General features: G+C 33.9%; 9 protein-coding genes. All 9 read right to left on the bottom strand.

The window, feature by feature from the left end; translation table 11 throughout:
* Positions 1–238: 238 nt before the first annotated feature.
* A complete protein-coding gene (locus HP569_RS06295; RefSeq protein WP_182200308.1) occupies positions 239–1744 on the bottom strand; it encodes a response regulator transcription factor in 1506 nt (501 codons plus the stop codon).
* On the bottom strand, positions 1737–3539 hold the full coding sequence (locus HP569_RS06300; protein WP_182200309.1) for a sensor histidine kinase: 1803 nt from the start codon (positions 3537–3539) through the stop codon (positions 1737–1739). The genes HP569_RS06295 and HP569_RS06300 overlap by 8 nt, the downstream gene beginning before the upstream one ends.
* A gap of 155 nt (positions 3540–3694) precedes the next feature.
* The gene (locus tag HP569_RS06305) at positions 3695–5140 is read right to left on the bottom strand and encodes an ABC transporter substrate-binding protein (RefSeq protein WP_182200310.1); all 1446 of its coding nucleotides are present in this window, start codon (positions 5138–5140) and stop codon (positions 3695–3697) included.
* A 24-nt stretch (positions 5141–5164) separates the two neighbouring features.
* Positions 5165–6082 carry a carbohydrate ABC transporter permease gene (locus HP569_RS06310; protein WP_246366950.1) on the bottom strand — a complete coding sequence of 306 codons (918 nt, stop codon included), beginning with the start codon at positions 6080–6082 and terminating at the stop codon, positions 5165–5167.
* Between the two features lie 69 nt (positions 6083–6151).
* Entirely contained in the window at positions 6152–7081 is a 930-nt protein-coding gene (locus tag HP569_RS06315; RefSeq protein ID WP_182200311.1) for an ABC transporter permease, read from the bottom strand.
* A 303-nt stretch (positions 7082–7384) separates the two neighbouring features.
* Positions 7385–10498, bottom strand: a complete 3114-nt coding sequence (locus HP569_RS06320) for an alpha-mannosidase (RefSeq protein ID WP_182200312.1) — start codon at positions 10496–10498, stop codon at positions 7385–7387.
* Between the two features lie 23 nt (positions 10499–10521).
* Complete coding sequence (locus HP569_RS06325) at positions 10522–12402, bottom strand: beta-N-acetylhexosaminidase (protein WP_182200313.1); 1881 nt, start codon at positions 12400–12402, stop codon at positions 10522–10524.
* Positions 12403–12438: 36 nt separating this feature from the next.
* On the bottom strand, positions 12439–13062 hold the full coding sequence (locus HP569_RS06330) for a YesL family protein (protein WP_182200314.1): 624 nt from the start codon (positions 13060–13062) through the stop codon (positions 12439–12441).
* Positions 13063–13116: 54 nt separating this feature from the next.
* The gene (locus tag HP569_RS06335) at positions 13117–14433 is read right to left on the bottom strand and encodes a glycoside hydrolase family 125 protein (RefSeq protein WP_182200315.1); all 1317 of its coding nucleotides are present in this window, start codon (positions 14431–14433) and stop codon (positions 13117–13119) included.
* Positions 14434–14437 lie beyond the last annotated feature (4 nt).

Here is a 14437-nt window from a genome sequence, read left to right on the forward strand (position 1 = left end):
TATCAACAGGAATTAATCGGTTATGCACAGGTTTTCCACAACTTTTCTTAGTGCACTACAAAACTGTTTTGCATATTTTGTATAAGAATAATTGTTCGCTACTAAATATAGAGAGTTATCCTCAGGTTTATGCACAGGTTGTGTATAAGTTTGATTAGTTATCCACGGTTTAGCTTTAAACAATGCAATCTTAGTAATGTTTTTCGTTTTTAGCTTGTGTATAACTACTTTTTGGCTGTTAAAAATTTCTCCATTGGCTCGGTGTTGCACCAACATTTTTCTTAAATTGTTTGTAAAAATAGGTGGTGTCAGAATAGCCTACTATAATTCCGATTTCTCCTGCACGGTAATGTGTTGTTTTTAATAACTCTTTTGCCTTTTCTAATCTATACCGATTCAGATACTCAGAAAAAACAATTCCTAGTTCCTTTTGAAACAGTTGCCCTAAATAGATTGCGTTAACATGGAATTGTTGTCCTAAAGTCTTTAATGATATTCCTTCGTTGTAATGCGCGTGAATAAAATCTAGTACATTCTGAACGATTGGACTTCGCTCACTTTTCTGTTCGTGAATGGATAGCATTAATTCATAGCAATATTCCTTTAATATTTCTTTTAATTGATTAACATCCTGACTATAAGATATTTTTTCAACGGATGCTGTATAGTAAGATATATCATCCGTTTTAAGTGAATAGTGAATATAAGATATAAAATCAAAGGTATATCTTCTAGCTACCTGTGGCGAGATATATTTAGAGTGGTGAACAAGATATTGAAAGAAAGTATCAATTACGTTTAATGGCTCACCTTCTCGGTTAAGCATTTGCTTTACTATTTCATCCTTTAAAACTTGTTGTTCTTTCAACTCTCGCTGCTTGTTCACAACAAACCGACTAGAAATCAATACATTAGGTTGAGAATATAATTCAAGTAAGCTGTTTTCTATCGCATTAGTAAAACTATCGACAATCGTTTCCATTTGCGAAACAGGTTCGCCCATTGATAAATAAAATAAGCCTGTTTTTAATTCCCCTGTTTTTAAATCATTTACTAAAGTTTGATTATCAGAATACAATTGCTCTTCGTTTAAACCTTCGAAAATAATGATAAGTTCTTGGTTCGGACTATACAGACAGTCGGCTGTATAATTCGAATAAATATAATTTCTAATTGCATGCTTCGTTTCAGTATTTTGATAATTTTCAAAGCTTAAAATGGATACATTAAAATAAGGTTGGTTAAACGTTACATTATATAGCGATAGCCTTTCTAAACAATCATGCTTATCAATTTCACCATTTAAAAATTGCCATAATGCGTTATCTTTTAAAGTAAAAGAATGTTCTGCCTCATTCTTATCATTAATTACATTCATTTTTTGCCCAATATTTTGAAGGGTTGCAATTAGTTCAACTTCATCTACAGGCTTTACCAAGTAGTTTTCAACACCCAGCAATAAACTTTTTTTGATGTACTTAAATTCTTGATAACCAGTCAAAACAATACTTTTCATTTGCGGCTGAATTTCTATCGCTTTTTTTATTAATTCTAATCCTGTCATTCTATCCATTAATATATCAGTAATTAATAAGTCTATAGTATTATTTTCGATAAATTCTAAGGCTTGCTCTCCACTGTCAGCAGTCGCGACAATTTCAAACCCATAATCCTCCCAATCTAATAATGCTTTCATTCCTGCTGTGATTATGGTTTCGTCATCAACAATAAGTACTTTATACATGTCTATCACCTCTTTTAGGTATGGATAATATGACACTTATTCCCGCATATTCATTAGTTTGTATTGTAATCCCAAAAGCGTTTCCGTATTTTAATTTTAAACGCTGATGAATATTCCTTAAACCAATCGATTGGACCTCTTCATTCTCTATCGTTTCAAGGTAGCGCATAACCTGATCTAGTCTCTCCTCTGTCATTCCTTTGCCATTGTCATCTACAATAATGTTTATTTGATCTTCTAGTTCTATCACTCGAATAATTAATTGATTGTCTAAACGATCTTTTTTAAATCCATGAATAAAATAATTCTCAATAATTGGTTGTAAAATTAATTTTTGTACAAGTATTTGTTTGACGTCACTAGGTACATCAAAACGAACTTGTAATTTATTGGGGTATTTAAACTGCATTAATTTTATATATTGATTCACGTTTTCTATTTCCGTATATAAAGGTACGGTATCATTGGACTGTAATGAATATCTAAATAGTTTAGATAAATGAAAAATCATTTTACCGGATGTCTGTGATCCTTCAACAATAGCTACCATTCTTATTGCTTCAAGCGTATTAAATAAAAAATGTGGATCGATTTGTGCTTGCAGTGCTTTTAATTCGGCTTGTTGTTGCTTAATATTCAGTAAATAAAATTGATGTATGTAAATATTCAGTTCGTTTAACATGGAATTTATATTGACGGCAATCTCTGTTAATTCATCTTTATGTTTCGATTCTGGAATTCTAGCATCCAAATTCCTTTCTTCAACTTGGCGAATAACGGACACAATCGTCTTAATTCTCCTAGAATAATTAAATGTGATCGAATAAGTAACTAAAAGTGCAATTACAATAACCGATATGATAAGAATCCACATGGTTCCTCTAATAACGGAGAGCTCTGCCCAACCTTTATCAGGAATTACACCGATATATGTAAATTCTCCTTTATTAGCAATGGTATTAACGTAATAATTAGCACTATCCCATTCTATTTCTGTTTCATTTGTTTCGTTCTTTATTTGATTAAGCATACTTATTGGAACACCATTATTAAATGCGTAAGCGATATCACCATCTCTGTCCAATAAAAAGAAAGAATTAGAAACACCTTCACGCTTCTTTAAAATTCTATCAATACGATCGGTTGAAAAATAAAAAGATATCTCTCCAATATTTTTAAGAGTTACAGGGTTATTAATTATTTTTTTTATCGTAATTGTGTTCTTAAGTTTACGTTGACTTGGTAGTGATTCTTCTGCTACTTGTTCTATTCCTTGTCCTACTAAATTACCTAATATTAAGTCACTATCAACAATGCTATTATTCCATTGAATGTTATTATTAACTACTAAATATTCAATCGTTGGGTCTTCTAATGAGCATATACTAATCGCATTTAATTCACTATCTTGACCAAAATAATTAGTGAAATATGTCTCGATATTATCAGGTATAAAAGATTTATTCTGTGAAAATTTATCTAAGCGATATTCTAAATAGTCTACATAACCGTTATGAAGAACAAAAGAAATGTCATCAATTAAACCTTCGTTAATATATAAATCTCTTATTGACTTTTTTATATCTAAATCTTTATCTGAAACATAATCTTCGACTCTCTCTAGTGTTCTATTATTAATATTAACTTCTTTTTGAATAATAATATCCGAGTAGTACTTCGTTATTGTAACAATCAATACGATAACGGTTACAACAATTGTAATAGAAGATATTAAGAATAAACGATTAAATATATTATGAGTAAACCGTCGCAGAGCTTTTCTCCAGATTTTCATATAGATAACCTCGAATCCAACTTTTTTTAATCATAGCACAATACGCATAAGAAAATATGAGACCTGGTTACCATTTATTCTAACAGTTAAACACAAAATAAAATTGAAACAAAATCAAGCTGGAGTAATTTATCCAGCTTGATTTTCAAATATTGTTATTCCGTAGCTTTCCATTCATCAAATTGGCTTTGAATTTCTTGTATAACTTTATCAAGTCCTGCTTCTTTCAATTTTTTATTAAACTTCGGAAGGTATTCTTCTGGATCTACAGAGCCCGTAGCTAATGCAGGATAAAATTCATTAGAAATGTTCGTTATCGCTGCAAGTTCTGTTCTAATTGGATCGCTATTGAAATGAAAACCTAATGTCGGTGCTTCCATAGCTGAATCATTAAATTCTTGGAATTTCTCCCACTTATCTTTAGGATCATTTTCGTATAGGTATAAAATAAAGTGGTTTCCTAATGAATACGTTGGTACGTTATAACGTTCAATTCGTGCTGGAAGGTCTTCGATTACATCATCTTCATTTTTTGTATAATGTACATCTTCTATACCTTTATCTACAAGGTTACGAAGATATGGGTCGGTATTTAATAGATTTAAAAATTCCATCGCTTTCTCTGGATTATCAGAAGTAGTTGAAATAGCTTGGATAGCACCAGAAACAGAGTCATTGATTGTAACAGGTTGCTCTGCGGGCACAGAAACAATTTCATACTTTGCTGCACGACTCCATACTAAATCAGCATATGGCTGGGTATCTCCCATACGGACAAACCAATTTTCTACATCCATTGGCCAGCTATCTTTACTTGTAGCTGCATCTTGTTTTAAATATCCAGCATTAAAGTATTGGTGCATCGTCTTATACGTTTCCATTGTTAAATCAGATTCAAAGTGATTGATTACCTCATCTGTATTGCCTTCAAATGGAATAGCGAATGGCATTTCATTATTAAAGATATAATCATATGGTAAATATGCATTAAAGGTTGCCATAGGTGTAATATTTGGCTCATTTTCCTTAATCACTTTTAGCATTGGTTCAAGATCTTCTAATCTTTTAACCTTGGAAAGATCAAAATCATACTTGTCTACTAATCGTTTGTTAAACGAATAAACCGTTTGTCTTGCTGCTTCTTTATTAGAAGGAACACCATATATTTTTCCATCGACTTTAATTCCTTCTAAAAGCGTAGGATTGATCTCTTCTTTTAATTCTTTTCCTTCCTCATCTAACATATCATCAATTGCAACAAATGCACCTTTTTGAGCGTTTTGAATATAATTTGTTCCATTGGTAAATATAATATCAAATGGTTCACCAGAGTTAATCATTACTTGAGACTTTTGATCCCAATCGCCCCAATCAATTTGTGTCATCTTTACAGTGGCATTAATTTTATCTTTAATGTAATCATTCACTTCTTCAAAAACTTTCTCCGTATCTGGTTGTGGTGTTCCAACAGTGTACCATTTAATCTCATATGTTTCACCATCTGATCCATTGTCTGCCGTGCTTTCTTCATCACCACACGCAGTAAGTATAAAACCTATTACTACAAATAACGCCAATAAAAACCCCAACTTCTTCTTCATTTCATCACTCCTCTTTCTGTTGTTTTATTCTTTAACGCCACCAATAGTAAGTCCGCTTATAAAATATTTTTGGAAAAACGGATACGATACCGCAATTGGCAAGGTGGCAATTACAACCATGGCCATTTTTGCTGATTCTTGTGGAATTGTACTAAACAAGCTTTGTTGCATGTTAGCAACGTCCATATTCTCTCTCATAAATTCGAGGTTTGCCTCTATTTTCATTAATAATGATTGAAGTGGTACTAAATTAGGATCATTAATATAAAGTAAAGCTTGAAACCAATCATTCCAATAACCTAGTGTACTAAACAAGGCAATTGTCGCAATCCCTGGTAAGGATAATGGAAATATAATCTGAAAGAAAATACGCCATTCACTTGCTCCATCGATACGTGCTGATTCCAAGATTGATTCAGAAACTGATTTCATAAAGAATGTCCTCATGATAATTATATAAAAGGCATTCATTGTAAGAGGCAGTATTAATGCCCAAACAGTATCTTTTAATTCAAGAAACTGTGTTACAACAATATACATCGGAACTAATCCACCACTAAATAACATCGTAAAGAAAGCAAGCATTGTAAAGAATCGTCGATATTGAAATTGAGGTCTTGATATAGCATAAGCATAAAATGTTATCATTAATACACTTATAGCTGTTCCAACAACGGTAACAAAAATGGATACACCATATGAACGAAATAATTGACCTCTCATGCTCCACAAATATTGATAGGCATCGCTACTCCAAGCTTCTGGTATAAGTTGAAAACCATTTTTCACAATACTTTGTTCACTAGTTAAAGAAATAATAACAACATAGATAAACGGAAAAATACATGCAATTGCTAAAATACCTAATAATACTGTAACAATTATATTTACAACCGGGTGTAATCGCTGAGGATCTCGATATTTTTTTCCCATGGTCTTCATTTGACCTCCTTTCTAAATTTCCAATCCAATGGAGTGGTCGATAGCTAACCGTATGGTAAGTAATACAAGTTAGAACAGAGCACTCTCTTCGTCAATTTTTCGTACAATATAGTTTGTAATGATCACAAGTACGAAACCTACTACTGACTGATATAGTCCAGCTGCTGTACTCATACCGATATCACCCAAATTCATCAAACCGCGATAAACGAATGTATCTATTACGTTTGTTACAGAATATAAGGCACCTGAATCCCTTGGTACTTGATAAAATAATCCAAAATCGGAGTTGAAAATCTTACCTATATTCATAATGGTTAAAATAATCATTAGAGGTTTTAACATTGGTATAGTAATATTCTTGATTTGGTTCCATTTGGATGCTCCATCAATCATTGCGGCTTCATAATATGTTCGGTCAATACCTACAATTGAAGCTAAATAAACAATACTACCATAGCCGACGCCTTTCCATAAGCTCATAAATACAATAATAAACGGCCAGTATTTTGGCTCACTATACCAGGCTACTGGATCAATGTTGAACCATTCGAGAATATAATTTAACAATCCATAATCAGCGCTTAAAAAAGTGAAAACAAAGTAACTTCCGATAACCCATGAAATAAAGTGAGGAAATAGAATGGAAGTCTGATAAAATTTCGATAATTTTTTACTTAACATCTCACTAAGTAAAATAGCTGTGGCTACTGCAAATACAAGCCCTAATACAATAAAAATAGTATTATACACAAGTGTGTTTCTTGTAATAATCCATGCGTCATCTGTACTAAATAAGTATTTAAAGTTGTCAAAACCTACCCATTCACTATTGATAACACTTGCGAAGAAGCCATCAGGATCTATCCGGAATTTTTTAAAAGCTAATACTTGCCCAAACATTGGTAGGTAAGCAAATATAAGAAGCCATATTGTTCCGGGTAAGACCATTAGAAGCCAAGTTCGATTTGTGTATATATCGCGTGCTATTTTTTTCATTTTTCTCCTCCTTCGTGTTTAATAGAATTTCGGTATGCTGATTTTTTAGTATGTAACAAGTTATTGTCTGCTACATGGTTTACTAAGTAGTCCTAATGAATTATTACATTCCTTCAGTCAGTAGTTTGCTATTAAACAATTTATTGTAAGCGCCTTCATAGTTATATTTTAAAGCTTTTCTCTACCGATTTATAGTTGATTAATTTTCGATTAACTGCAAAAATCTTAGAAATAAATATTAAGATTAAACATTATTAAATAAATGAAAAAGTCTGCTGACATATAGACAGCAGACTCTTCATTTTAAAATAGTATTTTTATTGTTTTTATTTCATATGGTTTAATATTTAACGAAATAGATGATTCTGAAATGTTTCCAATAGGCTCTTCCATTAGATCTGTTTCAACCCATGACTTGTACTTTTTGTGAACGATAAGAGGTACACTTCCTCTGCGACCTTCAAATTCATGTAAACGAACGATAATCTCCTTACCATCATATGCTGGTTTAATTGCATCAACCCAAACATGATCCGCAGTAGTTTCAATAAATGAATGATTACCTGTCCATTTCCCTTTCACTGCTAATATTGAATCATTTAACTCCCATGCCTTCACTTTTGTTTTTGCATCACGCCAATCACCTAAATGAGGGTAGAGCGAATAAGTAAATGCATGTTCGCCTATATCCGCTTCTGGATCGGGATGCATTGCAGCTTTTAATAAGGTTAATCGCATGACATTTTCTTTTATATCGTAGCCATACTTAGAATCATTTAGTAAGCTAACACCGTAATCCGGCTCTGATAAATCAGCCCACTGGTGGCCAACCGTTTCGAACTTCGCCATATCCCAGCTTGTATTCCAGTGTGTTGGACGTTTTACATTTCCATACTGAATATCATAAGTGGCTTCTGTAGCACGAATCTCTACTGGAAAGGCTACCTTTAGTAGTTTTCTCTTTTCTTTCCAATCAACAAAGGTTTGAAAGTCTATACGACGGTCATTATGATAAAAGGTTATCTTCTGCGTTATGGTGGTTTCATGATATAACCAAGTCGCTTCCATACTAAATGTAAGTAATCCATCTTCGGCTACTGTGAATGAAGTAAGTTCATTAATCTCTTCCATTTTTTCTTGATAAAAGAGGTCGATATCCCATGCATCATGAGCAAGTGGTTTGTCTTCAAAGATTTGTAGTACATTCCCTTTGCTACCATTAGCTAGTATCTGACGTTTTGCTTCTTTATCATAAATCTCAATAATATGCCCTTGTTCATCCCATTTAACATGATAAAATGGTGTTTCTAGTTTTTTATCATGATAGCTAAAACTTTTTGATGGCTCTGGTATTGTTTGTGATGGTTGAAAATGCAATTGGCTAACACCAAAAGAAGGTAAATTATCCACTTCAACAAGCCAACCATCTTTCTGTCTTTGGTGATTCAATAGATTGTTATTATTATCTTTCCAGATACCAGCAGCATAATTAGTAAACTCTGAAATGAATACGTTTCTTTTTCCTGTTTGATGTATTGTATTGAATAGGATAACGGAAGCTTCTGCCTCTTCCTTCTGTCTACTAATAATGTTCGACTCCAAATTCTCCACCAACTGAAGGGCTTCTGCATACTCTTCTTTAGCGTCTTCATATACTTCACGAATAGATGAGCCTGGGATGATATCATGAAATTGATTTCTTAATATTATTTCCCAACCACTCTTCAACTGTTTATTCATTTCTAACATTTGATCCTCTGATAGCCAAGAAGCTAAGAACTCTGCTCTACGATACATAAGTTCAAGTTTCCGATTCATTTTTTTTATAAATGCTTGACTTGTGTAAGTACCACGGTGATATTCTAAATAAAGTTCACCATCCCATTTATGAACATAACCAGAAGATTGTTCTACATTTTCATGTAATTTATTAAAGAAAGTATTGGCAATTGATGTTTTCACATTTGGCATTCCTGGTAATTGATCAAATCTTCGTCGCATTTCAAGCATATGACGATTAACTCCACCACCACCATCTCCATAACCATAAGAAAGTAATAAATCCTTAGATAAATCCTTATCCCGGTAGCTCTCCCATGCCCCTCGTACTGTTTTTGCTGTGATGAAGCCATTATACGTATAGAACCAAGAATCTGCATCATTCCAAGGTTCTGGAGTAGTAATAAAATGTGTTAAAATCTCTGTTCCATCAATCCCCTTCCAATAAAAGGTGTCATGTGGCATACGATTATACTGATTCCAGCTTATCTTTGTTGTCATCATTGTTTTAATACCTGACTTTTGTAAAATCTGAGGTAACGCCCAGCTATAACCAAAGACATCAGGTAACCATAAGTACTGACAATCCACACCAAACTCCTCTTTGAAAAACCTTTTTCCGTGTAAGATTTGTCGAACAAGTGACTCACCACTTGGAATATTACAGTCAGCTTCTAACCACATTGCACCTCCGACTTCCCAATTCCCATCTGCTACCTTCTGTTTTATTTGCTGATAAATTTCCGGATAGTCTTCTTTTATATAACGATATAGTTGTGGTTGTGTTTGTAAAAATAAATATTCAGGGAACTGTTTCATTAACTGTAATACCGTTGAAAAGGAACGTGCTGACTTTTCCCTAGTATTTCTTAATCGCCATAGCCAAGCAACATCAATATGTGTATGTCCAACAGCATGTATAGTGATATCAGAATGTTTCTCTACTGCTTCAACTGCTCGACTTAAATTAGCTTCTGCTTGATAACAGGATTGATAAAAAACGTCACTTCCTGGTTCAGTCCAATCAATCGTCTTAAATGTATCTTGAAGCATTTGTTTGATAATAGAATAATGCTCATCATTTTCATTACTTTCTTTTAATACTTCGTAAGCAGCTAATAAAGTGTAATATAACTGATCCAATTGCTTATCTAACCAACCGATTTTTGCCGTTTCCAATTTGAATTCATTTTCAATTGGGATACCTCCGCCTTCAAGTCCAGACCAAAGTCTGAAATCTAATTGAAGTGGGGCTGTTTGAAGCTCCTTATCAAACAGAACTTCCTCGTGATTAGAATCAACACCTTGATACGGTTTACCATTTACAAATAATAAGGATTCGAAACCGGAGTTATTTCCTCCGCCTGTTTTACCGAACGAAAAGAGCCCTACCATTTGCTTGTCCTGAAATTGCAAATGTTGATCTATTTCAGCATGTAACCATAGATAACGGTCTCTTCCTTTCCAATAATCTCCCAGTTTCATATAGATTTTCTCGTTGTAGTTTCTCGGTGGGTGATTGCCAATTTGTCCATCATCTTCATACGTATAAAAATGTGGAATATCAAAACAATCACGATAACGATAGCCTTCCAATTCATTGATACGCGCTTCAAATTTCCTTTCGGTTAAAAACATATTTTCACCCCGGCTTCTTTTATTTATAACGAAAAATTACCAGCAGTTACAATCCGGTGATAAATGTTTCCACCAATTAATCCGTCAACAATCTCCCATGGACCATCATGAAGCAAGCGTTCTTCCTCTAACTCTTCTAAGTGATCTATTTCCCCTTCCAACCATTGATTAATACGATATTTAACGGAATCGATTCGTGTTATTACCCCTCCATATCGGATATCTATTACTTCCCAGCCAAATGGTTTATAAGCTTCAAGCCAGATATCACGATGCAATGTACGAAGTTTATCTACATTTGTTTTCACCCAGTCTAACTGAGTAAGAAATGATCTAACTTTTTCAATGTCTTTTCTATCATAAGCAGCTTTTAATTGGAGACCTAGCTCGGCCTTAACGCCCAACACACTTGCTAATTGTTGATAGAAATTAAATAAGCGCTTCCATTCCGGATTATTATTTTTAGCTTTTTCAATCATTGGAACTAAATTTCTATAGTGCTCTCCAAGTCCTAACCCTTTAATATTTTCGTCATATAAACCAAGTAAAATATCTTGATATAAGGTCACTTTTGAAGTCATAGATATATTCATGTTGTCTTTCATTACACCAGGTGTTTCATCTAAGTATTTCAAAATCATAAAATCTTCAAAGTTACCATTGCAGCAGAACTTAAAGCGGTTATTTATCTGTTCTGCTGTTACATCTCGATGGTACGTGTGTTCAGCAAATAGTTGAAGGATTGGATACGCAGTAGAGAAAGGTGTTTCTGCGCCATTATCACCCCAAAGTGTTACAAAAACTTCTTGAATCTCTTCCTTTTTACAAGCTCGCATAGATGCTTCAGTAGTAGCAACTGCTTTTCCATAGTTTGGTGCAATGCCATTCCAAGTCCATGCTCCACCAGCAAAAATTGGCTTGCGGCCTAGCTCCTTGTGATGCTTAAAACTATTTTCATAGACTTCTTGCTTATTGTCATAGTAATTCCAATAAACAAGCTCCACATCTGGTATTCCATCAATAATATCCGATCGTATTTGGCCGTCTTCATCACGATAATTACTATCTTCAGCAAATAATGGGGAATACATATCGCTCCATATCATTGGTTTATATCCATACTTTTCGGTTAGTGCAACAACCTTTTGTAAATGCCTATTCATTATCTCAATATGATTTTCATAACCATGCTTTTCTAAGTATTTTCCCAACCCTAATTGAAAGGTTTCATCCATTCCTATGTGAATACGTTTCGTTTTAAAAGCTTGGGAAGTTGCCTTTATACAGTTTTCTAAAAATGTATATGTTTCCGGTTCATCGACTAGTAATATATCATCTGTATCTTTAAAATTTGAAGCATAATTCCACTTAATTGCTTCACGTAAATGACCTAAGGTTTGAATACATGGAATCATCTCAATCCCCAATTGATAGCCATATTCATCACAAATTCTTAATTCCTCCGCGGTATACCTTCCACGCATATATCCGAAATAAGGGTGTTCCTTCACTTCGTACGTATCTTCGGTATATAACATTAAACTATCTAATCCCATAATTGCCATTTTTCTTAGCAATCGCTTAATGTCTGATACTGTAGGAACTGCATTACGTGAAGCATCTATCATCACCCCAGACATCTCAAACTGTACTTGTTCTGATACATGGAATTGATTTGTTTCTTTAAATCGTTCTAACCATATGCCTAATGCTCGAAAAAATTGAACTGGTTTATTAAAAATAATTTCTCCTTGATTATTTTTGTTTGACACACTTAGGCAGTCTTTCTCCTGCTTAACTTGAATAGGATAACCATCTGCTGAAAGCTCAATATCTAATTCACTAGCTATTATTTGCAAACCTTCTATTACAGAAGATATGTCTCCTTTTATGTTCAACTTCATCTTCATTCCTCCTATTAGCATACATTTGTTGATTCATCACCCTGTTTGTTGCGTTCGTTTCTCAATAGCGGTAAATCGGCTTAACGTTACTCTCATCATCCAAAACGCTGGTAACACAGCTGAAACAAACGGTATTAATCCTGGTTTTTCATAAATCATATATCCTATTAATGAAAAACCTAAAATGATTAATATTGTCGTAGGAAGGCTGGTTAATGCGAATAGAAAAGACTGCTTCAGATACACCTTATTGGATAATTCATAGTGAGAATAAATCGCAAAGAAATAACCGACAGCTAGTAATAATATAAAAAAGAGGATCCATAATAAAATAAACAAGGAATTGGCTAAAAATCCTGTCATTAATTGGTCTACAATTTGAATATCAACATAAAGGAAAAACGCAATTCCATAGAAAACAAAGCCAATTTTATTGCCCTGCTTCCATTCTTTAAAATAAATACGCTTAAATTCCTTGAAGACAGGTATGTCCGTCTGCTTCCTCATCCATTTCCGCAAAACGTGAAATAACGCAATAGACGCAGGAAAAAAGCCGAAAATACCCAATCCTAAGATTGTAAATGCAAACCAATACCAATTTAGCAATATCGCTTTCCATATCCATTCAAAGACAACGAGCAACCATGGTGTTCTTTTCATTATGTTCTCCTCTTTTCTTCTAACAAAGCTACTTTCAATAAAAGTTAAGCTATGTTATTTTTTTGCTAATTGCTTTTCTAACGGACTTCCTTTCACGGCTTTACCAGTTAAGCTCAATACAAATTCACTAAACATACTATTTGCCCAAGCAAACCAATCCCTTGTAAATTCTTCTGGTCTATCCGTGTCAAAGCCCTCATGCATGTAATTGGTTCCACCATCTGTATTTTTAAAATAACTTAGAATACGTTGCTTTTCTGCTTCATCTGTCGTTGTCATCCCTTCAATTGCGAATGCGATGTGCCAGACGTAATGATCAGGTGTATGGGGACTACCAATTCCTTTGGCACATTTCCCTTCATAATAATAAGGATTATCTCGGCTTAATAAAAAATTACGTGTATTCTTGTAGACAGCATCTTCATATGGAAGATATCCTAAGTACGGAGCAGCTAAAAGACTTGGAACATTGGCATCATCCATCATATTGTACTGACCATCTCCATCTGTTTCATAAACATAAACATCTCCATGAAATGGATGGTTCAGCTTACCATGCGCCTCAATTCCTTGTTGTATATCGGCGCGAAGTTTTAAGCACTCTTCTTTAAGAGAAGGCTTATTAATCACTTCATCCGCCATTTCAGCTGCATAACCAAGTGCTACAACAGCAAACATATTAGCAGGTACTAAATAACCATACATACATGCGTCATCACTCGGACGAAAAGCACTCCATGTCATACCAGTAGGAACGACTTTCCCTCCTTTTCCATCACGTATTAATGTGTCCGATTGGCGAACATCAGCACGTGAAAATGTATAATTAGATAATTTTTCATGATCTTGCTCTGTTCTCCACACTTTCAATATCGTTTCCATTACTGGTTGTAGCATTTCTTTAATAAAATCTGTTCGTCCTGTAGACTTCCAAAATAAATATGCTAATTGAATCGGATAACACAATGAATCAATCTCATATTTTCGTTCCCAGATATTTGGTGTCATATCTGTTTGATCAGTTTGGTGTCCTTTACCGTTTGCACTTTCATTAAATGCATTGGCATATGGATCATGCAAAATAAAATCAAATTGTTGACGAATGACGCCTTCTAATAAATCGGCTATTTCTTTATCTTCTTCTGCGGCTAATAGATAAGGACGTACTTGTGCAGCTGAGTCCCTTAGCCACATTGCCGGAATATCGCCTGTAATAACAAATGTCTTACCATCTTCTTGTTGCTTTAATGTCGTTGTATATGTGTTAACAAAACAGTTCTCAAACATCTGATGTAACTTCTCATCTCCAGGGAAAAACTCTTTTACTTGATTAATTAGTTTTTGTAATGATTCTGGTATATTTTCTACCATTTCC

Origin of the sequence: Paraliobacillus salinarum, assembly GCF_014083865.1 — a bacterium.
Classification (GTDB): domain Bacteria; phylum Bacillota; class Bacilli; order Bacillales; family Amphibacillaceae; genus Paraliobacillus; species Paraliobacillus salinarum.

What these genes read in the sequence shown, in the direction of transcription:
- HP569_RS06295 (WP_182200308.1), bottom strand. Translation starts at nt 1,744, where the DNA reads ATGTATAAAGTACTTATTGTTGATGACGAAACCATAATCACAGCAGGA.
- HP569_RS06300 (WP_182200309.1), bottom strand. Translation starts at nt 3,539, where the DNA reads ATGAAAATCTGGAGAAAAGCTCTGCGACGGTTTACTCATAATATATTT.
- HP569_RS06305 (WP_182200310.1), bottom strand. Translation starts at nt 5,140, where the DNA reads ATGAAGAAGAAGTTGGGGTTTTTATTGGCGTTATTTGTAGTAATAGGT.
- HP569_RS06310 (WP_246366950.1), bottom strand. Translation starts at nt 6,082, where the DNA reads ATGAAGACCATGGGAAAAAAATATCGAGATCCTCAGCGATTACACCCG.
- HP569_RS06315 (WP_182200311.1), bottom strand. Translation starts at nt 7,081, where the DNA reads ATGAAAAAAATAGCACGCGATATATACACAAATCGAACTTGGCTTCTA.
- HP569_RS06320 (WP_182200312.1), bottom strand. Translation starts at nt 10,498, where the DNA reads ATGTTTTTAACCGAAAGGAAATTTGAAGCGCGTATCAATGAATTGGAA.
- HP569_RS06325 (WP_182200313.1), bottom strand. Translation starts at nt 12,402, where the DNA reads ATGAAGTTGAACATAAAAGGAGACATATCTTCTGTAATAGAAGGTTTG.
- HP569_RS06330 (WP_182200314.1), bottom strand. Translation starts at nt 13,062, where the DNA reads ATGAAAAGAACACCATGGTTGCTCGTTGTCTTTGAATGGATATGGAAA.
- HP569_RS06335 (WP_182200315.1), bottom strand. Translation starts at nt 14,433, where the DNA reads ATGGTAGAAAATATACCAGAATCATTACAAAAACTAATTAATCAAGTA.